This is a genomic window from Pseudomonas sp. DC1.2, from assembly GCF_034351645.1.
Taxonomy (GTDB): domain Bacteria; phylum Pseudomonadota; class Gammaproteobacteria; order Pseudomonadales; family Pseudomonadaceae; genus Aquipseudomonas.
Window position 1 is genome coordinate 4152843 of sequence record NZ_CP133782.1, and the last position, 24893, is coordinate 4177735.

Consider the following 24893-nt stretch of genomic DNA (forward strand, 5'->3'; position numbering starts at 1 on the left):
AACTGCCGAGTTTCACACGCATCCATTTCCGATAGCAGGCTAAGCTTGCCCTTCCATACGAATCGGACCCGCCCATGCCCGCTCACGTCCCGGCTGCCACTGCGCCCGCTACCATCGACCCCGTTCGCGCCGCCCACATTAGCGCCCGTATTGATCGACTGCCCGCCGTTGCGACAATCTGGCGGCTGGTGGCGTTACTGTCGATTGGCGGTTTTTTCGAACTCTATGACCTGTTTCAGACCGCCTACATCAGCCCCGGCCTGATCCGTGACGGTATTTTCGCCACCGGCAGTCAGGGTGTGTTTGGCTTTTCCGACCAGGCAGCGTTCGCCTCGGCGACGTTTCTCGGACTGTTCCTCGGTGCCAGCCTGCTCAGCCCGTTGGCCGACCGTTTCGGACGGCGGGCGATCTTTACCTTTGCCCTGATCGGGTACACCGTCGCCACCGTGCTGATGGGCATCCAAAGCTCAGCGCTGGGTATCATCGGCATGCGTTTGCTGGTGGGCATCGGCTTGGGTGTCGAACTGGTCACCATCGACGCGTACCTCTCCGAACTGGTGCCCAAGCGCATGCGCAGTTCAGCGTTCGCCTTTGCGTTCTTCGTGCAGTTTCTGTCGGTGCCAGCGGTGGCGCTGATGTCTTGGTGGCTGGTACCGCAGGCGCCATTCGGGGTTTCGGGCTGGCGTTTCGTGGTGCTGGCCAGCGCCGTGTTCGCGCTGTTCATCTGGTGGCTACGCTCGAAGCTGCCGGAATCCCCGCGCTGGCTGGCACAACGCGGGCGGCTTGAGGAAGCCAGCCAGATCCTCGATCGCATAGAAGCCCGTTGCGTGAGGGATCAGGGTCGGCCGTTGGACGAGCCAGAACTCGCGGCAGTGGGCATTCAAGGCCAGGGCCGTTTCGCCGATATCTGGCAGCCGCCCTATCGTCGTCGAGCGTTGATGCTGATCGTCTTCCACGTGTTTCAGGCGATCGGTTTTTTTGGGTTCGGCAACTGGCTACCGGCATTGCTCTCCGGCCAGGGCGTAAGCGTCACTCACAGCCTGATGTACGCCTTCATCATCACCCTCGCCTACCCGTTAGGTCCGTTGCTGTTTGTGAAGGTCGCCAACCGCTTCGAAAACAAGTGGCAGATCGTCGGCTCGGCGCTGGGCGCGATGACCTTCGGCACCCTGTTTGCCATTCAAACCAGCGCCTTTGGCCTGATCTTCTGCGGGGTAATGATCACCTTCTGTAACGCCTGGCTGAGCTTTGCCTACCACGCTTACCAAAGCGAACTGTTCCCCACCCACCTGCGCGCCCGCGCGGTGGGGTTCTGCTATTCGTTCAGTCGTTTGTCGACGGTGTTCAGCAGTTTGCTGATCGGCATCTTTCTAGAACACCTCGGTACGCCCGGCGTATTGGCGTTCATCGCAAGCAGCATGCTGATCGTGATGCTGACCATCGGCTACTTCGGTCCGAAAACGCGCAACTTGGCACTGGAGAACATTGCTCATCACTAACGCCACGCGGTTGCCTTCTGCCGCCCAGCGGCAAGGATTGACCGCTAAGGCGGCGCCATCGCCGCGTAAACAGGGCATGGAGGATAGGCACGCTAATTGCGTCTACAGACCCGACAGCAATTACCTACAGGCTTACCCATCATGTTGGTCAGTGCGCAGAAAACGCCCATCATTCAACACACCCAACGCTCGGACATGGACCCGACGACGGCCGCCGCCAGCGCGCTTTACAGCGGTTTGATCCAGAACGCGCAAAACACTGGCGCCCAAGCCACGCAGGGCAGTTCCTCTGTCCAGGCGTCCGGCCTGACCTCTGCGACCCAGCAGGTCAACGCCGCGAGCACCATCAGCGACAACGTCAATGAAGCGTTCGCAAAAACCCGTGTAGCCCTGCAAGCCGCTGTTCCGGCGGCGACTCAAGCCAAGTCCACTGACAGCACGGCCCTGGCCGACTTCAAGGACTACATGAGTAAAACGCCGGAACAGCAGATGCGTGACAGCATTCTGAAAGGAATGGGCATTACGCAGACCCAATTGAGTGCCATGCCGGCGGACCAACAACTGGCGATTGGTAAACAGATCACTCAAAGCATCGAAGACAAGATGAAACTGGCGCAAACCGATACCGCCAGCAGCAGCACCGATAAAGCCACCACGAATCAGCTCGCCGATAAGTTTCTGGCTTCGCTCTAATACGCCTGGCACCGCTGGAACGGGGCCCTTCACGGGCCCTTTTTAGTGGATCGATATCAGTTCAACTGCAACGTCGAATTGAACTGATTGATCGCATCCACCACGTGCCGTGACCCTTGTTGAATCTCCAGAATCACCTCCCCCGCCTCGTTCGCCAGCTCCACCCCAAGCCCGGTTCGGCTAAGGCTCGACTGCATGCTCGACACTGCACTCAATGACAAATCGTGGTTCTTGCGCACCACGTCGACGATCTCCAGCGTCGCCTGGCTCGTTCGGGCCGCAAGGGTGCGTACTTCGTCGGCAACCACTGCAAAACCCCGCCCATGCTCACCTGCCCGGGCCGCTTCGATGGCCGCGTTGAGTGCCAGCAGGTTGGTCTGATCGGCGATGCCGCGAATGGTCTGGACGATGCTGCCGATAATGTCGGACTGTTTACTCACGGCATCGATGCTCAGCGCGGCTTCGTTGAGGTCGCGGGAAATATCCTGAATGACCTGCACGGTTTGCTGAACGACCTGGGAACCTTTCTGCGCGCAGGCGTCGTTTTGTACCGAAGTGCTGTGAGCCGATTCAGCAGCCGTTTGCAGGGTGGTGACTTGCCGGGTGATGTCGCTGGCGAACTTGACCACTTTGTACAGCCGTCCTTTAGTATCGAACAACGGATTGTAGGACGCCTCCAGGAAAACCGTGTGACCGTACTTGTCTTGGCGCTCGAAACGGTGCGAGTGATATTCGCCGCGATTAAGTGACGCCCAAAACGCGTTGTACGCCTGGGATTCAGCGTCTGCAGGGTGGCAGAACATGCTGTGGTGTTGGCCCACCACTTCGTTAAGCGAGTAATGCATGGTTTTCAAAAAGTTGTCGTTGGCCGTGATGACGTGACCGTCCGGGGTAAATTCGATCACCGCCATAGAACGCCCGATGGCCGCGAGCATGCTCTCGTTTTCGTGCTCCTGATAAATTCTCTGAGAAATGTCCGACGCCACTTTCACTACGCTTCTGACCTGGCGATCAGGGCCAAATACCGGCATGTAACTGGCTTCGAGCCAAATCTCTTTGCCATTTTTATCCAGCCGTAAAAAAGTGCCACTGATGGGCTCGCCATGGGCCAGGTCACGCCACAACTTGACGTACTCTTCGCTGCGATAGAACGCTTCCTCACAGAAAATGCGGTGATGCTTGCCACGAACTTCCTCGACGCTGTAGCCCATGGTGGCGCAAAAATGCTCGTTGGCACCTAGCACGATGCCATCCGCAGAAAACTCAATCATCGCCATGGAACGGCTGACCGCCGCCAACTTGGCGTTAGCTTCGATCAGCGCACCGTTGAATCGCTCTATCTCCAGCAGGTCTGCCTTGTGATGTAGGTTAAACATGGTTCTATCACCTTCAGCGCGGTCTTTTGATTGATGAAAGCGTCGGGGTGGCTTTCACGACTTTCCACGAAACAGGCACACGAATCCCTCCAAAGGAAGGATGGGTCAGGTGATCGATGATGTTTAATCGGAGAGTCCATGTCGCAACGCTCTTATCAAGACATCCTTCTCTTGATAGCCCGGTGTCGGGCCAACCCTAACTTTTTCAAATCACTCCTTGTACGCAAAAGCTCCTGGTTGCTCAGTATCGGTGCCTTGGGTTGCGCACACTTGAGGCTTTTTTCACCGCGGCCCAGGCACCTTGCGGCGGCGCCTGGCAGCGCATGTTACGGCTGAGCATAGCCAGCGCAATCAGGGACGCAAGGCCACTAGTCGGCCGGTATCGGCGACAATCATGCCTCAGCCGCCAACGCCGCTGATTGATCGGCGAGAACCTCCAGCAATGCCCGCACAGCAGCCGAGGGCGCCTTGTGCGGAGAAACAACCAGGGCGAACTCACGATCGATGCGCGGCGTCACTGGCACGATATGCAGACCTTGGCGATGAATAGGCAAAGTCATCTCCGGCACCAGCGTCACGCCGACATTTTCCCGCACCAGAGTAAACGCACTGCTCCACTCGCGGACCTCGACCCGCACATCCCGCAGTTGCAGACCGGCATCAGCCGCCAGGCTGCGGGCATTGGTCGAACAACCGCCCGTGGCGAGCACAAAGGGTTGCTCTGCCAATTGCGCGAGGGTGATGCCGTCTTCAGCCGAGTGACAGGCCAACGGATGGCCGACGGGCAGCACCGCCATCCAGGTATCGCGCCCCAAACGACCCGCATTGCACTCACGCAATGGGTTCAACACCGTACCGACATCGACGAGCCCGGCCGCAAGCAAGGTTTCCACTTCATCGTCGCTGACTTCCAGAGTGACCACCTCAATGCCGGGGTAGAGTCGATTAAATCGGCCCAACAAGGGTGGTAAAAACGTCGCTAACACCAAGGGGAAACCGGCCAGACGCAGGGTCCCACGCTGGATGTCACGGGCGGCATCAGCCGTGCTGCGGATATTTTTCAGCGCCCCCAGCATGGTTCGCGCCTGTTCAATGACCGGCAAGCCGATGGCGGTGGGCAGCGTCTGGCGATTTTCCCGACTGAACAGCTGAACGCCCAGGGTTTCTTCAATCAGGGCCAAGGCCTGACTAGCGCCCGACTGGGTCATCCCGACCCGCTCGGCTGCCCGGGTGATGTTGCCGGTATCGGCTACCGCCACCACCATTCGCCAATGCGTCAGATTCATCATGGCAGTAGCTATCCTTATGGCCGTGTTCTGAAAGACTAATTTTACGAAGTTCGCCGCGCACTATGACACTGGCGTAAATTCGCAACCAGAGCCCTGCCCATGAAGCTGTATTACGCCCCGCAAGCGTGTTCGCTGGCGCCGCACATTGTGCTGCGCGAACTCGACCTGCCGTTCCAATTGATCCGTGTCGATAACCACACCAAAACTACCGCCACAGGTGATGACTTCCTCACGATTAACCCCAAGGGTTACGTCGCGGCACTGCAACTGGACAACGGCCAGGTGCTGACTGAAGGCCCGGCGATCCTGCAATACCTGGCGGATGTGCGGCCGACGGCGAACCTGGCGCCCGCGAACGGGACGTTTGAACGGGTACGCTTGCAGGAATGGCTGAACTTCGTCTCGACCGAGATTCATGGCGGGCTCGGCTGGCTGTTCAATGCGCAGTTCCCCGACGAGGTAAAAGCCCTCATCAAGGACAAACTGTTCAAACGCTTTGCAGTGTTAAGCCAGACACTGGAGCAGCAGGATTATGTGCTGGTCAGCGGCTTCAGCGTGGTTGATGCCTATCTGTTTACCGTGCTGCGCTGGACATCGGTGTTTGGCATCGACCTCAATCAATGGCCAGCCCTGGCACGGTTTCAGGCAAGGATTGAAACGCGTCCAACGGTGAAAGCGGCGTTGGCGGCAGAGTTGGCGTAGGGCTTTAGATCGATCGCAAGCAGGCTCGCGCCCACGAAAATCATCAGTGTTTGCAGCCGATTTCATGGGGGACTGACCAGCAGCAATCAGGTTGGCCACTCGGTACGAGCCTTCGGGCGTCGGCCCAGGTGTCGATTTCTTTTCGGCGGGCAGCATCGAAGTAATAGGGCATGGCTTTGCCCAGAACGGGAACCTGTCCCCCTCTGTGCAACGGCGCAGGGATTTTTTGCAGATCGTTTAGTTATGTCGTTAGAGCTGAAACCGGAGCCCGAGAACCGGGCTCCGTTGACGCGAAATCAATGACCGAACACATCCACCTTTTTGGCCTTCTTGTCCGCGCGCTTTTCATCGGCGGTTTTTGCCGGTTTTTTCTTCGCAGCTTTCTTTGAATCCATGCCTTTGGCCATGATACGTACTCCACTCATACGGGATGTGAAGTCAGGTATACACCTATCGCGCCGGCCGCGTTCTTTTATAATCCCTCGCTTTACGCATCGACAGTCAGAACCCATGCCCGACACTCAGTACACCCTGCTCGCCGAGCCCTTATGGCCATTGATGAATAAGTTTTACCGTGCCCACCAATCACCGATGAAAGCGGTGCGCGAGGCGCAACTGTGGGTCGCCCGGCGCGGTGAGATCGTCGCCGCCCTGTGTTTGCGCCCGGTGTCCGGTGGGCACTGGCTGACGGGGCTGTTTGTCGCTGCACACTGTCGGCAACAGGGAATCGCCGCGACACTCATCGACAAAGCTGTCACCGGCCTCGACAGCCCGGTCTGGCTCTACTGCCACCCTGATTTGCGCGGCTTTTATGAGCGACAGGGCTTTTGCGCAGACCCACAGATGCCCTACGCCATGGTCGAGCGTCTGAGCCGTTACGCCCGCAGCAAACCGATGATCGCCATGGGCTTGGATCCGTGGGTGAGAGCGTCCCTCGATAAAGTGTGATCGGTGGTCGAAGGCCGCGTGCTAGCCTCGGGGTCGACATCGACTTCGCAAAGGACGCCCCATGAAACCTGCCCTGCTGGCTTTAACACTCACCGCCCTGCTCGTCCCTGCCGTCAGTCAGGCGGCGGACACCGCGCCAGTGTCCGCCGAGCAATACGCAAAGGTACTCGCCGGCACTTGGCGCGCGCCGCAAAACGCCGCGCGCGATGCTTACCGACACCCGCAGCAAACGTTGCAGTTCTTTGGCTTGCGAGCGAATCAGAGTGTGATCGAAATCACGCCGGGCGGTGGCTGGTACAGCGAACTGCTGGCGCCGCTGCTCAAGGATCAGGGCACTTACATTGCCGCCGTGCAGGCACCCTCAGTCAGTGATAACGCACGCAAAAGTTACGCAACGCTGCGGCAGAAATTCGCCGACACCCCCGCCCAATACGCCAAGACCCAGATGGTCGAGTTTGATCCCAAGGCCCCGGTACTGGGAAAGCCGGGCTCGGCGGACACCGTGCTGACTTTTCGCAACGTACACAACTGGGTGCTGGCCGACACCGCACCGCTGATGTTCGAATCGTTTTTCAAGGTATTGAAACCGGGTGGCACGCTCGGCGTGGTAGATCATCGGGCTCGAGATGGCGCCTCACTGGACGAGATCAAACACAGCGGATACCTGACCACCGCGTATGTGGTGAAACTGGCGACGGCAGCGGGGTTCAAGCTTGAGGATCAGAGCGAGATCAACGCCAACCTCAACGACACCAAGGACTATCCCGAAGGCGTGTGGACATTGCCGCCAGCGTTGACGTTAGGAGACAAAGATAGGGCGAAGTATGTAGCGATCGGTGAGTCGGACCGGATGACGTTGCGGTTCGTCAAACCGGCCCAATAAGCCCGTACTTCAGAGGTGGCGAGGCGGATGGAAGGTCAGTCGTCCGCCGCTGGGTCCATGTCCGGGAACATCACTTCAATGAAGCCAAACTTACTGAAATCAGTAATGCGCGACGGGTACAAGCGGCCGATCAGGTGATCGCACTCATGCTGCACCACGCGCGCATGAAACCCCGATGCAATGCGCGTAATCGGCTCACCCTTGGGGTCGAAGCCTTCATACCGAATCTGCTGATAGCGATCCACCGCACCGCGCAAGCCCGGCACCGACAGACAGCCTTCAAACCCCTCTTCCAGAGTTGGGCTCAATGGCGTGATCAGCGGGTTGATCAAAATAGTCTGCGGCACCGCGTCAGCCTCGGGGTAGCGCTCGCTGTGTTCAAAACCGAAAATCACCAGTTGCAGGTCTACACCGATCTGCGGCGCGGCGAGGCCGACGCCGCCCACGCTTTCCATGGTCTGGAACATGTCGTCGATCAGCGCCCACAATTCCGGGCTGTCGAACATTTCGGCCGGCACGGGTGGAGCAATGCGCAGCAGGCGTTCATCGCCCATTTTCAGAATGTCACGAATCATGTTCAGGCTTCGTCAGTGTTCGGGTTGAGCGAGTGATCCCGCCCCAGACCCGAAACATGTTGTTTTTCGTCGTTCTGGCCGGGGACCTTTTCGCCAGGGTCCTTGCCTTCGGTCGACATGTGTTCAATCACCGCGTTCATCTCCGCACCGAGCAGCAGCACGGCGGAGGAGATATAGAAGTAGAGCAACAGCACGATAATCGCGCCGATACTGCCATACATGGCGTTGTAATTGGCGAAGGTCTTGACGTAAAAAGCAAACCCCAAGGACGCAATGATCCACACCACCACCGCCAGCACCGAACCGGGCGTAATGAAGCGAAACTCCTGCCTAACGTCTGGCATGACGTAATAGATCAGCGCCACTGCCATCATCATCAGAATCACGATGACCGGCCAGCGCAGCAGCGTCCAGACGGTAACGATGAAGTCCTCCAGACCGACTTGCGCGGCGATCCAGCCCATCACCTGCGGCCCGAGCACCATCAGCGCGGCGGCGGCGAGCAACATGCCGGCGATGCCCACGGTGTAGAGAATCGACAGCGGGAAACGCTTCCACACCGGGCGGCCCTCGACCACGTCGTAAGCAGCGTTCATCGCACTCATCATCAACCGCACGCCGGCAGAAGCGGTGTACAGGGCAATGACGATACCGACCGAGAGTAAGCCGCCCTTGGATTGCTGAAGCTGATCGATCACCGGGTTGACCTGCTCCAGGGCTTGGGGCGGCAGCACCAGCTCCGATTGCAGGCGCAGCCAGGTAAAAAAGTCCGGCAAGTGCAGAAAGCCGATCAGTGCAATCAGAAACAGAATGAAGGGGAACAGCGAGAACAGCATCTGGTAGGCCAGTGCCGAAGCGTAGGTCGACATTTCATCGTCGATGAACTCTTTGACCGTTCGCAATATCACCCGATGCAGGGGCAGACCTTTCATGTCTGGGAAAATCATTAGCGTCTCCTTTCGCCGCAAAAGGGTTGAAGTCATGGCGACTCAAGGGCCGGTTTTTACATCAAAGTTGCCTGCTTGGCGACTTTGAAACAATTTCGCGGGTTTACAGCGACACCTGACACAAAAACGGCCATCCGCGGATGGCCGTTTCTTACCTTTGATTAAAGGCGGTTTCAGGCTTTATCGACGGTTTTCTTTACCGCGTCCTTGGCCTTGCCAATCGCTTGCTGAGCTTCGCCTTTCTTTTCCTGAATCTTGCCTTCGGCCTGCAGCTTGGTGCTGTCAGTGGCTTTACCCACACCTTGCTTGATGTTGCCGACCGCTTCGTTAGCCATACCTTTAACTTTATCGCCAGTGCTGCTCATGGTCTTTCTCCTGTGAACAATTCAAGGGTCATAGTCGTTACACAAAGATTGACCAGCAGCCTTTCGGCAGAGTTTCATTTATTTTTTGCCCGACATTTCATCGATCAGCGCAGGTTAGGCTTTATGTTTGCCAGCCAACCCCCGAGAATGCGCAACGTATTCAGGCCATGGCGCTGAAGATCCAATCCCGTAGGAATGTTATGAAACTTGATAAAAAGCAGGCCATTGCCCGCAGAAACCTGGAACTCGGCGGTGCTGTGCTTGGCGTCAACAACTGCCACTTCACCGAATTGAACCGCAACCGCAACATCTGGTGGTTCGACATTCCCGTGGCACGCCTGGCCGTTGGTCAGTACGAGTGGGTTCATCTGTTGATGCACACACCGGACACCGACGAACTGCTGCACCTTAAAGTGCCAACGGTGTTCCTGCGCGAAAAACTCGAAGGCCTGGTAGTACGCAACGAAGGCAAGCGCAAAGCCGCGCTGAGCCTTGAACTGAGCGCGGACAAAGATGCCTACCTGCAAGACATGCGCCCGGCAGGCACCAACGTCAATTTCGCACCGTTCCGGTTGTAAGCTGATCGCTCCCACGCAGCGTGGGAACGGCAAAGCCCCACACTGTGGGGCTTTTTTTGTTTTAGGAGGGGCTTATTTCTTCAGGCCCAGCTTCTTTAGTTCTTCGTCACGCAGCTCACGTCGCAAGATCTTGCCGACGTTGGTGGTCGGCAGCGCATCACGAAATTCCACCGAACGCGGCACCTTGTAACCCGTGACGTTGGCGCGCATGTGCGCCATGACCTGCTCCTTGGTCAGCGTCACACCAGGCTTGACCACGATGAATATCTTGATCGACTCGCCCGACTTCTCGTCCGGCACGCCGATGGCCGCACATTGCAACACACCCGGCAGGGCCGTCAGCACGTCTTCCAATTCGTTGGGGTAGACATTGAAACCAGACACCAGAATCATGTCTTTCTTACGATCGACAATGCGCATATAGCCGTCAGGCTGAATCAGCGCGATATCACCTGTTTTCAGCCAGCCTTCGCTGTCGAGCATCTCATCGGTGGCGTCCTGGCGCTGCCAGTAGCCCTTCATGACTTGGGGACCTTTCACACACAATTCGCCGATTTCGCCCAAAGGCTGCTCAACACCAGCATCATCGATAACTTTGCACAGGGTGGATGGCACAGGAATGCCAATCGTGCCGATCTGGATGTTCTGAATCGGGTTAACCGTAGCCACCGGGCTGGTTTCGGTCATGCCGTAACCTTCACAAATGGCACAACCCGTCACCGCTTTCCAACGTTCGGCTGCCGCCAGTTGCAGCGCCATGCCACCGGACAGGGTGACTTTCAAGGCGCAGAAATCCAGCTTGCGGAATGCGTCGTTGTTGCACAGGGCCACGAACAGCGTGTTAAGGCCGACGAAGCCACTGAACTTCCACTTCGACAGCTCTTTGACCATCGCCGACAGGTCGCGCGGGTTGCTGATCAGGATGTTGTGGTTGCCGATCAACATCATCGCCATGCAATGAAAGGTGAACGCATAGATGTGGTAAAGCGGCAGCGGAGTGATCAGGATCTCGCAGCCTTCATTGAGGTTGGAGCCCATCAGAGCCTTGCACTGGAGCATGTTGGCCACAAGGTTGCGATGAGTCAGCATCGCGCCCTTCGCTACGCCGGTCGTACCGCCGGTGTATTGCAGCACCGCGACGTCGTGACGGTCGGGATTGGCTTCAGCCACTGGCTGGCCATGCCCCTTGCTCAACACGTCATTGAACTTGATGGCCTTGGGCAAGTGATAGGCCGGGACCATCTTCTTCACGTACTTGATGACACTGTTGATCAGCAGACGCTTGAGCGGTGGCAGCAGGTCGGCCACTTCGGTGACGATGACGTGTTTGACGCCGGTTTTCGGCACTACCGTCTCGGCCAGATGCGCCATGTTGGCCAGGCAAACCAGCGCTTTGGCACCGGAATCATTAAATTGATGTTCCATTTCCCGCGCGGTGTACAGCGGGTTGGTGTTGACGACAATCAGGCCGGCGCGAATCGCACCGAAGACAGCCACCGGGTACTGCAACACGTTGGGCAGTTGCACGGCGATTCGATCACCGGGCTGCAAGTCGGTATGCTGCTGCAGATACGCGGCAAAGGCACCGGACAATTCGTACAGTTCACCGTAGGTGAGTGTTTTGCCCAGGTTGCTGAATGCCGGCTTGTCGGCGAAGCGTTGGCAGGACTGCTTCAACACTGCCTGAATATTCGGATACTCGTCTGGATTGATATCGGCAGCAATTCCAGCTGGGTACTTATCCTTCCAAAAGTCTTCGATCATGGAAGCCCACTCCTCAGCAACGCGAATTCATCACCGCATTTGATGCGATTATTATTGGTGTGTGTTTGTTGGTGAGTCTGGCTGTTTAGATAGGCCCAGAGGTCACAAAGCGCGCCGAGAGTAGCAGCTTTGCCAAGGGCCGACTAGAGCCAAAAGCAGCCTCTACAGTCACTTAATTGACTCAAGAATATTTAATAGTCACTTTTAGAGTAAAGGTTCTACAGGCCTTTAAATACGTTGAAATAGCCCCTTAAAAACCTTGAAAACAGTGTAGGCGAGCCCACGCCCATCAAGGTCATCGCTGATCCCTGCAGGAGCGGGCTCGCCCACTTATTCGTAATGCCTGATGTACGCAACCTTTATTCGTTAGGCGATATCACGCAACTCCCGCCGCAGAATCTTGCCTACCGGTGTCATCGGCAACGACTCACGTAACACGATGTGCTTGGGGACTTTGTAGGCGGTGAAGTTTTCCTTGCAGTAGGCCTTCAACTCTTCAAGGCTGATGCCCGATTCACGAGCGACTACAAACAGCTTCACCGCCTCCCCGGAGCGCTCGTCCGGCACACCGATGACCGCACAGTTGGCGACTTTTGGGTGCGCCATGACCACGTCTTCGATTTCGTTCGGGTACACGTTGAAACCCGAGACGATGATCATGTCTTTCTTGCGATCGACGATGCGCACAAAACCGTCCGGGTCGATCACGGCGATGTCACCGGATTTAAACCAGCCGTCGGCGTCCAGCACTTCGGCGGTGGCTTCAGGTTGATGCCAGTAGCCCTTCATGATCTGCGGGCCCTTGATGCACAACTCGCCGCGCTCACCCATGGGTTGCTCAACACCGTCATCGTTGATGATCTTCAGGGTTGTGCCCGGCACCGGCATCCCGACCGTACCGATACGCGACTTGTTGCCATAGGGATTGGTGCATGCCACCGGAGAGGTTTCAGTCAGGCCGTAACCCTCGGTGATGCGGCAACCGGTGAGTCCCTCCCAACGCTCAGCGGTGGCCTTGACCAACGCGGTGCCACCTGAATTGGTGAGTTTGAGGCTGGAGAAATCCAGAGTCTTGAAGTCAGGATGGTCCATCAACGCGACAAACAGCGTGTTAAGCCCCAGCAGCGCCGAGAAGCGCCAGTTTTTCAGCTCCTTGATGAAGCCCTTGATATCCCGTGGATTGGTAATCAGAACGTTGTGGTTACCGGTGACCATCATGCACATGCAGTTCGCCGTGAAGGCATAGATGTGGTACAGCGGCAGGGGCGCGATCATCACTTCCTGCCCTTCGCGCAGCAACGGCTGACCGTCATCGCCGAACTGCCCCAGGCACGCCCGTGCTTGCTGCATGTTAGCGACCAGGTTGCCATGGGTCAGCATCGCGCCCTTGGCCAAGCCGGTGGTGCCACCGGTGTATTGCAGCACCGCGATGTCATCAAGACTGACCGTCAGCGGCTTGATCCCCAAGCCCCGGCCCAGGCGCAGCGCGCTTTTGAAAGAAATGGCCTGGGGCAATGAATAGTCCGGGACCATTTTCTTGACCTTGCTGACCACGGTGTTGATCAGCCAACCCTTGGCGGTGGGCATCATGTCGCCCATCTTCGCTTCGATCAGGTACTGAATATCCGTGTCGCCTAATACTTCCTGGACCTTGGCACCGAACAGGTTCAGGTAGACCAGTGCTCGGGCACCGGAGTCCTTGAACTGATGGCGCATCTCGCGTGGGGTATATAGGGGGTTGGTGTTGACTACAATCAGCCCAGCGCGCAACGCACCGAACACGGCGATCGGGTATTGCAGGACATTAGGCATCTGCACCGCGATGCGATCCCCCGGCATCAGATCGGTGTGAGTTTGCAGGTAACCGGCGAACGCGGCACTGCAACGCTCCAGCTCGGCGTAGGTCAGCGTCACGCCCATGCTACTGAACGCCGGGCGATCGGCGAATTTCTTGCAGGAACGCTCGAACACCTCAATCACCGACTTGTAAACCCCGAGATCAATATCCAGGGGCACGCCGGCCGGGCGCTTGTCGTTCCAGAAATCAGGTTGCATTGTTTTTGTCCTCTTTACCTGAGCCTATCCGGGGCCACTTTTCTGTCACTTTTGAAAAGCGGGGCTTCACGGACACTAGCAGCTATAACGAGTCAGGCAAATATGCGAAAAGGCCTCATTGATCGTGTGAATCTTCCTGCCGTGGCACGGCCTGATCAGACGGCAAGCGATGGATGCGCTATACAATGCAACGACCCCGTGCAAAGGAATCGCCATGATCCACGACACTTTCTGGCTGACCGCGAGTGACCGCAGCCGCCTCTTCGTTAACCAGTGGCTGCCCAAGGCGCCGCTCAAGGCCATGATCCTGCTGGCCCACGGCATGGCGGAACACAGCGGTCGCTATGCGCGTCTGGCAGCGAAATTGTGTGAGCAGGGTTACGGTGTCTACGCGCCGGATCTGCGCGGACATGGCAACACTGCCGAAAACGGGACACTGGGTCATTTCGCCGATGACGATGGCTGGTGCAAGGTAGTCGGCGACCTGGCCAGCCTTAACCAACACATGGGTCAACACCACCCCGGCACGCCGATCGTACTGCTGGGGCACAGCATGGGTAGCTACATCGCCCAGGCTTATCTGCTGCACCACAGTGCCAGCCTGCACGGAGCGATTCTCAGTGGTTCGAATTTTCAACCCGTGGCGCTTTATCGCGCTGCACGGCAAATAGCCCGGTTCGAACGACTGCGTCAGGGTCCCAAGGGGCGCAGCGCATTGATCGAGTGGCTGTCGTTCGGCTCGTTCAACAAGAAATTCAAACCGGCGCGCACGCGGTTCGACTGGCTAAGCCGCGACTCGACGCAGGTTGACCTCTATGCCAATGACCCACTCTGCGGCTTTCGTTGCACCAATCAACTGTGGATCGATTTGCTAGGTGGCTTGCAGCAAATCAGCAAAGCGTCCAATCTCGCCCAGATTGATCCGGGGCTGCCGTTGCTGGTGATGGGCGGAGAATGTGATCCGGTGAGCGAAGGCAAACGTCTCAAAGATCTGGCTCAGGCGTTACGCACCGCCGGCAGCCAGAGCCTGCAATTGAACATTTACCCCCAAGCCCGGCATGAACTCTTCAACGAGAGCAATCGCGATGAAGTGACCGCTGATGTGCTGATCTGGATTGCCCAGGCGCTGAGTCATCGCCGGCCCACCAGAACCGAATAGTTTTTGATGGATTTACTTAATTCGTTACAGGAATCGATACTGATGACCCAGGTTACCAACACGCCCTATGAAGCCCTTGAAGTCGGCCAGACCGCCAGTTATAGCAAGACGGTCGAAGAGCGCGACATTCAGTTATTCGCTGCAATGTCCGGCGATCACAACCCGGTACACTTGGACGCCGACTTCGCCGCAGGCACGATGTTCAAGGAGCGCATTGCCCACGGCATGTTCAGCGGCGCCCTGATCAGCGCAGCGGTGGCGTGCGAGTTGCCTGGGCCGGGGACTATCTATATCGGTCAGCAAATGAGCTTTCAGAAACCAGTGAAAATCGGCGACACCTTGACCGTGCGCCTGGAGATTCTCGAGAAGCTGCCGAAGTTTCGTGTCCGCATCGCAACCCGAGTATTCAACCAGCGTGATGAGTTGGTGGTGGATGGCGAGGCCGAGATTCTGGCACCGCGCAAGCAACAGACCGTCACGCTGCCAATATTGCCAGCGATCAGCATCGGCTGAAATGCCCCGTCCCGTCCCACTGTGCGCGGGGAACGATCGGGCATAAAAAAACGCCAGACTGGCTGGCGTTTTTTTGGCAAGCTACGAACGCTTACGAACGCGCGCGAGCCTGATTACGCAGGGCCTTCACTTGATCGTGATTGCGTTGTACACCGTGATACTGGCGTTCAACCAGGTCACGAATGCCAACCAAGCCGTGCTTGTTGATTTTTTCGATGGCTTCTTTATAAGCCTTAAGCGCATGGTCTTCACCGCGCTCGGCTTCGTTGAGCACCGCTTCTTCGTCCTTCCCGGTGAACACAGCCTTCACATCGACCCAGCGACGGTGCAAGTCACCGCTGACGCTGGTAGAGGTTTCTGGGTCGCCGCCCATCGAACGAACAGTGCTCTGGAGTTCTGCGGCGGCGGTGGCACAGTCAGCGGAACGCTGAACAAACAGAGTTTTCAGTTCTGGGTGTTTAATGTCTTCAGCGCACGTCTTGAACCCTTCCTGACCGTCTTTGCACGTTTCAATCAGGTCGTTGAGTACAGAGATGGCTTCTTTATTCATGTCGGTCATTTTCAATTCCTCGCGGGTTGATGAAAGATGCAATAACCATTGCAGCCTGCATGCCAGCTTTGAATTGAATAATTATTTGTTATTTTTCAATAAGTTAAAAAAATACGACAAATCTATGCCCGCTCTATTTGCATGATCTGTCATTTGGCCTGCATGCAGAATGCCTGTATTTTCGACGCTGGTTAAACCAAGACGGCTGATTGATGAATCCTGAAAAGCTCGAACTGCTGATTACCCGTGAAATGCCCTTCGGCAAATACAAGGGCCGTATCATTGCCGACCTACCCGGCCAGTACCTTAACTGGTTCGCTCGTGAAGGCTTCCCCAAGGGGGAACTGGGTGGTTTGCTGGCGCTGATGCAGGAAATCGACCACAACGGCCTATCCGATCTGCTTGAGCCGCTGCGTACCAAACACGGTAAACCCGCCCCTCGCCACTGAACCGTAAGAGTCACTAATGCCCGATAACACACGCCGTGCCCGTGATGAAGCCTTCTGGCAAACCTTTGCCGACCGCTACGCCGTTGAACCTGGCCCCATCAATCTGGAGAACGGTTACTTCGGGCGTATGTCGCGCACTGTGATCGAGGAATATCAGCGCAACATTGAGTTGATCAACGCTAGCAACTCGGTTTACGTGCGCCAGCGCTTCGAACAGGGCGATAGTCTGGACATCCGCGGACAACTGGCGGAACTGATGGGCGTACACGCCCAAAGCGTAGCCCTCACGCGCAATGCTACGGACGGCCTGCAAGCGCTGATCCGTAACTACAATCGCCTGCAACCGGGCGATCAAGTGCTGTTCTGCGATCTGGAATACGACACGGTCAAAGGAGCTATGCGCTGGCTGGCCCGCCATCGCGGCGTAGAAGTGATTGAGATCGAACACCAGCACCCCGCCAGTTTCGACAGTTTGCTCAGCACTTACCGCGAAGCCTTCGCACGCTATCCGCGCCTGAAGTTGATGGCCCTCACCCACGTCACCCACCGCACCGGTCTGGTGATGCCGGTCAAAGCGATTGCCGCCGCTGCCCGAGAGCACGGTATCGACGTGATCCTTGATGGCGCGCATGCCCTCGGCCAAATCGAGTTCAAACTTGATGAGCTGGGCATCGCCTTTGCCGGCTTCAATCTGCACAAATGGATGGGTGCACCGCTGACCCTGGGCTTCATATACATCGCGCCCCAGCGTCTGTCCGACATCGACCCGGACATGGGGGAAGCGCATTTCCCGATCAACGACATTCGTGCCAGAACGCCCTATAGCACACCTAACATCCCTGCCCTGCTGACTCTCCCACTGGTGTTCGAAGAACATAGGGCCATGGGCGGTGCTCCCGCCAAAGGCGCTCGGCTGAACTACTTGCGCAACCTGTGGGTCAGCGCTGTGCGCGAATTGCCGGGAATCGAAGTCATGACGCCGGACGACCCGCGACTGTATTGCGGTATTACCTCGCTGCGCTTTACCCATCACCCCGACCAGCAGCAGATGGCCGAGCGATTGCTCAACGAGTACAACGTGTTCACCGTCGCGCGCAGCGGCGCTGCCTGCGGCACCTGCATTCGCATTACGCCAGGGCTGACCACCACCGCCGCCGACATGAAGATATTGAGCCGAGCGCTGAGCGAACTGCGCTGACCTCATCGGCAACCTGCCCTAAACAGTGTATTTGTCGAAATCTTCGGGTTTGATGTGCGTCGACACCGCGAAGGTGTCGATACCGATACTTAAATGCCCGAAAAAACCGTCTTCGTGAGTGTCTCGACCGAGGGTGTGAATGGTCAAGGTCGAGGCGGCAGCCGCCCTTGAGTCGTCGCTATTCGCTGGCCGGTTGCTCTGTGACAAAGAGGTCAGGCCCCGATACTCCCTAGCGTTGAGCGCCGACCTGGAGACCGTCTCGGGAAAATAAAGCTTCCCGACCCAAGCCACCTGCTCCTCGTCCTGACAACGGGTGCCGGAGACCATTCGTACCGCCAAATGGATGTGCAGGACCCGACCCGCATAGAAACCCGGATAGATTGTGGTAAACCGCACGTTGCCTTTGTGGTCAGTGAATTGCCCACCGCGCAGGTAAGTATTGCCATCGGAACACGGGATAGAGTCGGTGCCGAGGACATCGACGTCTTCTTGTGGCTCGACGTCGTTCCATCCCGAACAGGTGTCGCGCATGTTGCAATGCCAGATATCCACCAACGCGTCGGTGACCGGTTCACTCGTCATCGCATCGACAATCGTCAGCCTTAGTATCAGGGGAATACCGTCGGCGCCTTCGCTGATATTTCTTCTGATGAGGTCCGGACGCTTTAAATGAGGGCCAGTAATCTGCTCAGGCGAAAGCAGGAAAACCGCGGGGTGGGGAATCACGACTGGGGAGTTGTCGTCCATGATGTTCTCTCTTCCATAAGATGAACGCAGGTTAGCGCTGGACGAGATTCAACAGGCGGTAACTATGTATCGGATCATGTGATGTCAGACCCGTTTTCATCAGGCAAAAAAAAACGGTGCACCGACCAAGCGCACCGTAAAACCGTAGAACACACAACGAAGTGTTGGGTAAGCGATCAGTCCAGCAGCGCCAATGCCTCGGCGGTGCATTCCTGAATGCGGGCCCAGTCGCCGTTCTTGATCCACTCGGGATCAAGCATCCAGCTACCGCCCACGCACATGACATTTTTCAACGCCATGTAGCTTTTGATATTGGCCGGACTGACGCCGCCGGTCGGGCAAAATTTCACTTCGCCGAACGGGCCGCCCAGCGCCTTGATGGCCGCTACGCCGCCACTGACTTCGGCAGGAAACAACTTGAAGCGACGATAACCCAAGCCATAGCCTTCCATGATCCCGGAGGCATTGCTGATGCCCGGTAACAGCGGAATCGGGCTGTCGACACTGGCCTCCAGCAGATCACGGGTGATGCCTGGCGTGACGATGAACTGCGAACCTGCCCTTTCAGCGGCCGCCAGCATGTTGCGATCAAGCACAGTGCCAGCCCCCGTACACAGTTCCGGACGCTGCTCACGCAGTATCTGGATTGCCTTGAGGCCGAACTGCGAACGCAGGGTCACTTCCAACGCTGTCAGGCCACCGGCAGCCAAGGCGTCAGCCAACGGCAACACGTCCTGCTCGCGCGCGATGGTGATCACCGGCAGAATCCGCGCCTTGGCACAGAGGCTATCGATCAGGGCAACTTTATCCGCCATGGAAACGGTCGGGGATGGGTTTGTCATAGCGGCTGATCCTTGGCTCATGGGCACCAGTAAATCTCTAACTTAGATTGCAAAAATGCGCGAACCGGCATGGCGGCGACATCGTCACCGGCCAATGCGGCGTTCAGGGTGATCAGCTTGGACTGACCGGAAATCGACAGCACTGTGTGCTTGGCCGATGCCAACAATGCGCGGCTCATGCTCAGGCGCTGGTGCGGCACGCTCGGCGCCAGCATCGGCCAGCAACGACGGGAGCCATCGGCGTCCAGGGCAGCGGCCAGATTCAGGCTGTTGGGGAACAGTGATGCGGTGTGGCCATCGTCGCCCATGCCCAACACCAGCACGTCAATCGGTGGCAATTCAGCCAGCATGTGATCGGCCTGCTCGGCGGCTTGTTCAAGATTGGCGCTGACACTGTAGAGGCTCAGAAACGTCGCCTTGGCCGCCGGGCCTTGCAGCAAGTAACGCTTGATCAGACCGGCGTTACTGTCAGCGTGCTCGACCGGCACCCAACGCTCATCGGCCAACGTCACCACAACCCTGGACCAGTCCAGCGGCTGCTTGGCCAGGTTCTGGAAGAACGCGACAGGACTGCGTCCACCGGAAACCACCAGGGTCGCCGTGCCGTGCGCGCTGATGGCCTCGCGCAGTTGCTCGGCCACGGCCAGTGCGAGGCCATCGGCCAACAGCACTGGGTTTTTGAACTCATGGGCGCTGACGCCCTGAGGCAGTTTCAATTCAGATATCGCCATACCACGACCTCCCGTCTCGCGTGATCAGAGCAATGGAGCTCATCGGTCCCCAGGACCCGGCCGCATAAGGCTTGGGCGCGTCACCGGATTTTTTCCACCCGGCGATCAACTGGTCACACCACTTCCACGCGGCTTCGATTTCATCTTTACGGACAAACAGGTTCTGATTGCCGCGCATCACTTCCAGCAACAACCGCTCGTAGGCATCGGGAATCCGCGCGCTGCGATAGGTATCGGAAAAATTCAGCTGCAACGGACCGCTGCGCAGCTGCATGCCTTTATCGAGGCCTTGTTCTTTGGTCATCACACGCAAGGAAATGCCTTCGTCAGGTTGCAGGCGAATGATCAGCTTGTTGCTGATTTGCAGACGCTGCTCGGGAGCGAAAATATAGTGGGACGGTTCCTTGAAGTGGATAACGATCTGCGACAACTTCTGCGGCATCCGCTTACCGGTACGCAGGTAAAACGGCACGCCGGCCCAACGCCAGTTGCGAATATCGGCACGCAGGGCGACGAACGTCTCAGTGTCACTCTGGGTGTTGGAATTTTCTTCTTCCAGGTAACCCGGAACCGACTTGCCTTCGCTGTACCCAGCGATGTACTGACCGCGTACCACTTGGGTAGTGAGGCCCTCAGGACTGATCGGCGCCAAGGCTTTGAGGACTTTGACTTTCTCGTCTCGGATGCTGTCCGCGGACAGGTCAGCCGGCGGGTCCATGGCGATCAGGCAGAGCAGTTGCAACAGGTGATTCTGGATCATGTCCCGCAACTGACCGGCCTTGTCGAAATAACCCCAGCGGCCCTCGATACCGACCTTTTCAGCCACGGTAATTTCCACGTGGGAAATGTAGTTCTGGTTCCACTGGGTTTCGAACAGGCTGTTGGCGAAACGCAGGGCGATCAAGTTCTGGACCGTTTCTTTGCCCAGATAGTGATCAATGCGGTAGGTACGGTTTTCCGGGAAGAACTGCGCCACTGCGTCGTTGACTGTACGCGAGGATTCCAGATCCGAACCGATGGGCTTTTCCAACACCACACGGGTGTTTTCGGCCAGCCCAACCTTCGCCAGGTTCTCGCAAATCGCGCCGTAAACCGCTGCCGGTGTGGCGAAGTAGGCAATCAATCGTTGAGCAGTGCCGGCTTGTTCGGCCAGGGCGACATAATCGTCAGCCTTGAGGAAATCGACGTGCAAGTAACTCAATCGGGAGAGGAAACGCTCGACCACGGCTTCGTCCAGCTCTTTGGCATCGACGTAGCGGCGCAGCTCGGTGGCGATAAACGCCATGTGCTGTTGCTCGCTGCCGGGTTCACGGGCCAACGCGATGATTCGCGTGTTCTCGTGCAACAGGCCGGCACCGTCAAGTTGATAAAGGGCAGGAAACAGCTTGCGCAAGGCCAGGTCGCCAAGGGCGCCGAACAAGGCAAAGGTGCACGGTTCAACCGTAATCGAAGGCATGATGTTTGTTCTTTTATCAAGTTAAGCTACAAATACCTTTTTTCAAGGCATCACTCAAGGGAAAATGTAGTAATAACCACAACATTTTCGCAAAATACAGATTCCGAGTGGTGGTCAGTCGGAGCCATCAGTAGGATAGGCCACCGTGACAGGCCGTATCAAAGGCCCAATTTGCATAGTCGAACGCTCATTTGCGCTGCTGACCTAAGGAACATGAAATGGACCGCGTGCGAAATCTACTGGAACAGATCCAGAATCGCCTTGAAGACCTGAACAAGGCAGAACGCAAAGTCGCCGAAGTGATCCTGCTTAACCCGCAGCAGGCCACCCGGTTCAGCATCGCCGCGCTCGCCCAAGCCTCGAAAGTCAGCGAGCCAACGGTCAACCGCTTCTGCCGTTCATTCGGTGTCAGCGGCTACCCGGAGCTCAAGCTGCAATTGGCCCAGAGCCTGGCCAGCGGCGCCGCGTATGTCAGCCGTGCGGTCGAGGCCGATGACAACCCTGAAGCCTATACCCAGAAAATCTTCGGCAGCGCCATCGCGTCCCTCGACAGCGCATTGCAGGCACTGGACCCGAGCCTGATCAGTCGTGCCGTCGACTTATTGATCCAGGCCCGGCAGATCCACTTCTTCGGCCTCGGTGCCTCCGCGCCCGTGGCGCTGGATGCACAACATAAGTTCTTTCGCTTCAACTTGGCAGTCACCGCTCATGCGGATGTACTGATGCAGCGCATGATTGCCTCGGTAGCGCACACCGGCGAATTGTTTGTGATCATTTCCTACACCGGTCGCACCCGCGAACTGGTGGAAGTGGCGCGCATTGCCAGGGCAAACGGGGCATCGGTACTGGGCCTGACGGCTGAAGGTTCCCCGCTGGCCAAGGCCAGCACCCTGAGCCTGAACATTCCGCTGCCCGAAGACACCGACATCTATATGCCAATGACCTCACGGATCATTCAGTTGACCGTGCTGGATGTGCTGGCCACCGGCATGACCTTGCGCCGAGGCGTTGATTTCCAGCCACATTTGCGCAAGATCAAAGAGAGCCTGAATGCCAGCCGTTATCCGGTGGGCGACGAGTTCAACTAACCCGTAGCGGTCGTTCCCACGCCAAGTGAGAACGACCTCTAGACACCCATCCGCGCCTGCAAACTCAAATGCGCCCGCGCCCCTGGTGCCAGGCTCAGGCTTTCGGTGCCTCCGCTGGCGGCCTCGACACAGATAAACTCGCAAATCTCATTCCAGTTCACGCCCAGCAGCGGCCGTGATCCGGGATGCCAGACCACCGTGTCTGCGTCGTCACCGGTATCGATGCACAACTCCCTCTGCCAGGCATGGTCCTTGAGCTGTAATTCGCCGTCATGCTGGAACACCCGCTGACAGCCACCCTCAACCCTCAAATCACCTTCCTGCTGGCAAGCTTGCCGGTTCAGTTGGTCGTAACCTTGCGCCCCATCGAGCCCAGACAGCGCTACCTCACCCACATCGCCAATACGCCAGTAGGCATGCAATGCCTGACTCAATTGGCAAGGCAGGCTGTCTTGATGTTCGGTACTCAGACGCAACTCCATGCGTTCCCCCAGATGCGCGTGTAGGTCGGCCTGCCAGTCACACAACTGAAGCCGCCAGTGCAGACGCACACCATCGCTCTCGCTGCTGCTGTCCAGCAGTTTCCAGTCGATCAGCCGCGCCCAGCCATGGGACGGCCACGCGTTTTCGCTCGGATGCCGGCCATACCAAGGCCAACACACCGGCACGCCGCCACGAATGGCGCCGACCTGCGGCCATTTCGCCGCACACCAAAGCCATGGTTTCTGCCCCGTCGGCTGAAAGTGCAACAACTGCGCCCCTTGACGACTGAACACCGCCTGGCACAGCGGATGATCGATTACCAACACGTCGCGCATCTGATAGCGCTCCCACGCAAACACTGGACGCTCACGCAGGGATTTGAAAAAGCGTTGTAGCGGATGCTCATGCATGTGCCGCAGTCCTGAAAATCATCTGTTGCAGGGGTGTGCGGCCCCCAAAAAAAAGCGGACAGCCTGAGCTGTCCGCAAAATGCGCACATAGAGAGGAGCTTATCGCAACAGCGTTAGAACACCGATTGAATTTTCAGACCGGCCACCAGAGCATTGTCGACTTCATCCACACCGCCCGGGTGAGTGACGTATTGCAGGTTAGGACGCACCGTCAGCCAATTGGTAACGTGGAAACCGTAGTTGATCTCGTAGTTGTATTCGGTGGAACGCAGCGGCGAGTACAACGGATTGTCGTAGTCGGTCACGCCATTAGAGGCGTTGACCAATTCAGCGTTTTTCTTCACATCGTCGTTGACGTGGATACGGGCGAAACCGATTCCGACGTCGTCTTTTGGACGCGCATCAAACGGACCTTTGTAGACAAACATCAGCGACTGATAGTTGTCGACGACGTTGGTGTCTTTGTCGTGGAAGGTCGCGTTGGCTGCAACGTTCAGACCGCGCGAAGCGTCGCCGTTGTGGGTGGTAAGTTGCTGCTGGATAACGCCCCAGTAGCCGTGCTTGCTGTCGTGAACGCGGTAGGCGTTACCGGTGGTTGCAGCATCGTTGCCATTGGCATCTTTAAGCACGTCAGCAGCAGGCGCGGTGCTTTTGTAGTAACCCACACGGTACTCGCCCGGCAAGTCGTTGACCTTCGGCGACCAGACCAATTCGACCGGCAGTACGGTGCCCTTGGTACCACTGCCGCTGAGCTTGAAGCCGTTACCGTGTTCCAGTTGCGACGGGTTCTGGTTGTACGCGCCAATCTGCGCATACAACTCAGGCGTGATGTTGTACTTCACGCGCAGTGCCGCTTGGCTGACGGGCCAGTTGTACCAAATACCGGTCGCCCAGTTACCCGCCTGAGAACCGCAGAACGCCAGGTTCTGGAACTCGCAAGGGAAGGTGTTGAAGTCTTCGCCTTCGCCGAAGTAACCGGCTTTGACGTCCAGTTTGCCGTCGAGGAACTGGTGCTGAACCCACAACTGGGTCAGACGGACCATATGGCCACGACCGTAGACTTCCTGGGAGGAACTCAAGGTGCCGGCACGCGGGTCGCCGACACGATCATTGGAAATGTTCTGACCGTTACGGTTGGTCAGTTGGATCTTGGCCTGGGTGTTATCCCAGCCCATCAGTTTTTGCAGGTCAAGCGCCACGCCCAAGCCAAACTGGTCGGCGTAACGCGCCGTCTTGTCGTCGTTGTAACCACCGTGGAGGTTGCCGCCCACTTCACCGACGTAATCAGCCTTAATGTCGATACCTTGCTCGATCAGCTTGGTCCGCTCGCCACCCCAGTCGCCCGTCATCCACTTGGAGTCGGCACTGAACGCGTCAGCCGCGTGTACGCTGCCGGCCAGCGTCATCGCCGCAACAGCAGACAACTGGCAAATACGCTGAACATTGGTGTTCTTCTTCATCCCTACATCCTCGTCTTTATTGTTATTAACTGTTTTTATCTAACGCGGTTTACACCACTTGCGACGGATGACAGGCCATCCGCCACGTATCCCCTTGTGGGAGCGATTGGGTGGCGGTGCTGGCTTGCCTGCG

Annotated in this window: 25 protein-coding genes and 1 pseudogene; 11 read left to right on the forward strand and 15 right to left on the reverse strand. The window is 57.4% G+C overall.

What is annotated here, in order from left to right; translation table 11 throughout:
• The first annotated feature begins 74 nt into the window (after window positions 1-74).
• Both RHM68_RS18755 and RHM68_RS18760 read left to right on the forward strand, forming a co-directional pair.
• Window positions 75-1499, forward strand: a complete 1425-nt coding sequence (locus RHM68_RS18755) for an MFS transporter (RefSeq protein ID WP_322217659.1) — start codon at window positions 75-77, stop codon at window positions 1497-1499.
• A gap of 141 nt (window positions 1500-1640) precedes the next feature.
• On the forward strand, window positions 1641-2192 hold the full coding sequence (locus tag RHM68_RS18760; protein WP_322217661.1) for a hypothetical protein: 552 nt from the start codon (window positions 1641-1643) through the stop codon (window positions 2190-2192).
• Between the two features lie 56 nt (window positions 2193-2248).
• Here RHM68_RS18760 and RHM68_RS26795 read toward each other — a convergent pair whose 3' ends face one another.
• The 3 genes and pseudogenes from RHM68_RS26795 to RHM68_RS18770 form a co-directional block, all read right to left on the reverse strand.
• Entirely contained in the window at window positions 2249-2692 is a 444-nt protein-coding gene (locus RHM68_RS26795; RefSeq protein WP_416195250.1) for a methyl-accepting chemotaxis protein, read from the reverse strand.
• A 99-nt stretch (window positions 2693-2791) separates the two neighbouring features.
• Window positions 2792-3568, reverse strand: a pseudogene (locus tag RHM68_RS26800) (PAS domain-containing protein); the annotation flags it as partial.
• A 392-nt stretch (window positions 3569-3960) separates the two neighbouring features.
• The gene (locus RHM68_RS18770) at window positions 3961-4857 is read right to left on the reverse strand and encodes a LysR family transcriptional regulator (RefSeq protein ID WP_322217664.1); all 897 of its coding nucleotides are present in this window, start codon (window positions 4855-4857) and stop codon (window positions 3961-3963) included.
• A 99-nt stretch (window positions 4858-4956) separates the two neighbouring features.
• Between RHM68_RS18770 and gstA the strand changes: the two genes are divergently transcribed.
• The 3 genes from gstA (at window position 4957) to RHM68_RS18785 (ending at window position 7390) form a co-directional block, all read left to right on the forward strand.
• Window positions 4957-5559 (forward strand): glutathione transferase GstA, encoded by a 603-nt coding sequence (gstA, locus tag RHM68_RS18775; protein WP_322217667.1) that lies wholly within the window; start codon window positions 4957-4959, stop codon window positions 5557-5559.
• A 510-nt stretch (window positions 5560-6069) separates the two neighbouring features.
• Window positions 6070-6507, forward strand: a complete 438-nt coding sequence (locus RHM68_RS18780; protein WP_322217669.1) for a GNAT family N-acetyltransferase — start codon at window positions 6070-6072, stop codon at window positions 6505-6507.
• A 61-nt stretch (window positions 6508-6568) separates the two neighbouring features.
• Window positions 6569-7390 carry a methyltransferase gene (locus tag RHM68_RS18785; protein ID WP_322217672.1) on the forward strand — a complete coding sequence of 274 codons (822 nt, stop codon included), beginning with the start codon at window positions 6569-6571 and terminating at the stop codon, window positions 7388-7390.
• A 35-nt stretch (window positions 7391-7425) separates the two neighbouring features.
• On the opposite strand, the gene def is transcribed toward RHM68_RS18785, so the two are convergent.
• The 3 genes from def to RHM68_RS18800 all read right to left on the reverse strand — a co-directional run bounded on the left by def (window position 7426) and on the right by RHM68_RS18800 (window position 9277).
• Window positions 7426-7965: a peptide deformylase gene (gene def, locus RHM68_RS18790; protein WP_322217675.1), complete on the reverse strand. Its 540-nt coding sequence runs from the start codon at window positions 7963-7965 to the stop codon at window positions 7426-7428.
• A 2-nt stretch (window positions 7966-7967) separates the two neighbouring features.
• Window positions 7968-8912: a YihY/virulence factor BrkB family protein gene (locus tag RHM68_RS18795; protein WP_322217677.1), complete on the reverse strand. Its 945-nt coding sequence runs from the start codon at window positions 8910-8912 to the stop codon at window positions 7968-7970.
• 173 nt (window positions 8913-9085) lie between these two features.
• Entirely contained in the window at window positions 9086-9277 is a 192-nt protein-coding gene (locus RHM68_RS18800) for a CsbD family protein (RefSeq protein WP_322217680.1), read from the reverse strand.
• Between the two features lie 200 nt (window positions 9278-9477).
• Here RHM68_RS18800 and RHM68_RS18805 point away from each other — a divergent pair, with 200 nt between their 5' ends.
• Window positions 9478-9855: a hypothetical protein gene (locus RHM68_RS18805; RefSeq protein WP_322217682.1), complete on the forward strand. Its 378-nt coding sequence runs from the start codon at window positions 9478-9480 to the stop codon at window positions 9853-9855.
• 72 nt (window positions 9856-9927) lie between these two features.
• Here RHM68_RS18805 and fadD1 read toward each other — a convergent pair whose 3' ends face one another.
• Both fadD1 and fadD2 read right to left on the reverse strand, forming a co-directional pair.
• A complete protein-coding gene (gene fadD1, locus RHM68_RS18810) occupies window positions 9928-11619 on the reverse strand; it encodes a long-chain-fatty-acid--CoA ligase FadD1 (protein WP_322217685.1) in 1692 nt (563 codons plus the stop codon).
• 366 nt (window positions 11620-11985) lie between these two features.
• Window positions 11986-13674 carry a long-chain-fatty-acid--CoA ligase FadD2 gene (gene fadD2 / locus RHM68_RS18815; RefSeq protein ID WP_322217688.1) on the reverse strand — a complete coding sequence of 563 codons (1689 nt, stop codon included), beginning with the start codon at window positions 13672-13674 and terminating at the stop codon, window positions 11986-11988.
• 214 nt (window positions 13675-13888) lie between these two features.
• Between fadD2 and RHM68_RS18820 the strand changes: the two genes are divergently transcribed.
• Together RHM68_RS18820 and RHM68_RS18825 are read left to right on the forward strand one after the other, a co-directional pair.
• The gene (locus RHM68_RS18820; RefSeq protein ID WP_322217691.1) at window positions 13889-14833 is read left to right on the forward strand and encodes an alpha/beta hydrolase; all 945 of its coding nucleotides are present in this window, start codon (window positions 13889-13891) and stop codon (window positions 14831-14833) included.
• Between the two features lie 42 nt (window positions 14834-14875).
• A complete protein-coding gene (locus RHM68_RS18825; RefSeq protein WP_322217693.1) occupies window positions 14876-15346 on the forward strand; it encodes a MaoC family dehydratase in 471 nt (156 codons plus the stop codon).
• A 91-nt stretch (window positions 15347-15437) separates the two neighbouring features.
• Here RHM68_RS18825 and RHM68_RS18830 read toward each other — a convergent pair whose 3' ends face one another.
• Window positions 15438-15905: a PA2169 family four-helix-bundle protein gene (locus tag RHM68_RS18830; RefSeq protein ID WP_322217696.1), complete on the reverse strand. Its 468-nt coding sequence runs from the start codon at window positions 15903-15905 to the stop codon at window positions 15438-15440.
• Window positions 15906-16108: 203 nt separating this feature from the next.
• Between RHM68_RS18830 and RHM68_RS18835 the strand changes: the two genes are divergently transcribed.
• Both RHM68_RS18835 and RHM68_RS18840 read left to right on the forward strand, forming a co-directional pair.
• Complete coding sequence (locus RHM68_RS18835; protein ID WP_322217699.1) at window positions 16109-16345, forward strand: DUF3820 family protein; 237 nt, start codon at window positions 16109-16111, stop codon at window positions 16343-16345.
• Between the two features lie 16 nt (window positions 16346-16361).
• On the forward strand, window positions 16362-17543 hold the full coding sequence (locus RHM68_RS18840; protein WP_322217702.1) for an aminotransferase class V-fold PLP-dependent enzyme: 1182 nt from the start codon (window positions 16362-16364) through the stop codon (window positions 17541-17543).
• 18 nt (window positions 17544-17561) lie between these two features.
• On the opposite strand, the gene RHM68_RS18845 is transcribed toward RHM68_RS18840, so the two are convergent.
• The 4 genes from RHM68_RS18845 to zwf form a co-directional block, all read right to left on the reverse strand.
• Window positions 17562-18290, reverse strand: coding sequence for an intradiol ring-cleavage dioxygenase (locus RHM68_RS18845; RefSeq protein WP_322217704.1), 729 nt, complete (start codon window positions 18288-18290; stop codon window positions 17562-17564).
• A gap of 176 nt (window positions 18291-18466) precedes the next feature.
• Window positions 18467-19132, reverse strand: a complete 666-nt coding sequence (locus tag RHM68_RS18850; RefSeq protein WP_322217706.1) for a bifunctional 4-hydroxy-2-oxoglutarate aldolase/2-dehydro-3-deoxy-phosphogluconate aldolase — start codon at window positions 19130-19132, stop codon at window positions 18467-18469.
• A 17-nt stretch (window positions 19133-19149) separates the two neighbouring features.
• Window positions 19150-19863, reverse strand: a complete 714-nt coding sequence (gene pgl / locus RHM68_RS18855) for a 6-phosphogluconolactonase (protein WP_322217708.1) — start codon at window positions 19861-19863, stop codon at window positions 19150-19152.
• The gene (gene zwf, locus RHM68_RS18860) at window positions 19850-21319 is read right to left on the reverse strand and encodes a glucose-6-phosphate dehydrogenase (RefSeq protein ID WP_322217711.1); all 1470 of its coding nucleotides are present in this window, start codon (window positions 21317-21319) and stop codon (window positions 19850-19852) included. The genes pgl and zwf overlap by 14 nt, the downstream gene beginning before the upstream one ends.
• Window positions 21320-21546: 227 nt before the next feature.
• Between zwf and RHM68_RS18865 the strand changes: the two genes are divergently transcribed.
• Window positions 21547-22407 carry a MurR/RpiR family transcriptional regulator gene (locus tag RHM68_RS18865; RefSeq protein ID WP_322223856.1) on the forward strand — a complete coding sequence of 287 codons (861 nt, stop codon included), beginning with the start codon at window positions 21547-21549 and terminating at the stop codon, window positions 22405-22407.
• A gap of 38 nt (window positions 22408-22445) precedes the next feature.
• On the opposite strand, the gene RHM68_RS18870 is transcribed toward RHM68_RS18865, so the two are convergent.
• Both RHM68_RS18870 and RHM68_RS18875 read right to left on the reverse strand, forming a co-directional pair.
• Window positions 22446-23300, reverse strand: coding sequence for a D-hexose-6-phosphate mutarotase (locus tag RHM68_RS18870; RefSeq protein ID WP_322217714.1), 855 nt, complete (start codon window positions 23298-23300; stop codon window positions 22446-22448).
• Window positions 23301-23413: 113 nt separating this feature from the next.
• The gene (locus tag RHM68_RS18875; RefSeq protein WP_322217717.1) at window positions 23414-24760 is read right to left on the reverse strand and encodes a carbohydrate porin; all 1347 of its coding nucleotides are present in this window, start codon (window positions 24758-24760) and stop codon (window positions 23414-23416) included.
• Between the last annotated feature and the right edge of the window lie 133 nt (window positions 24761-24893).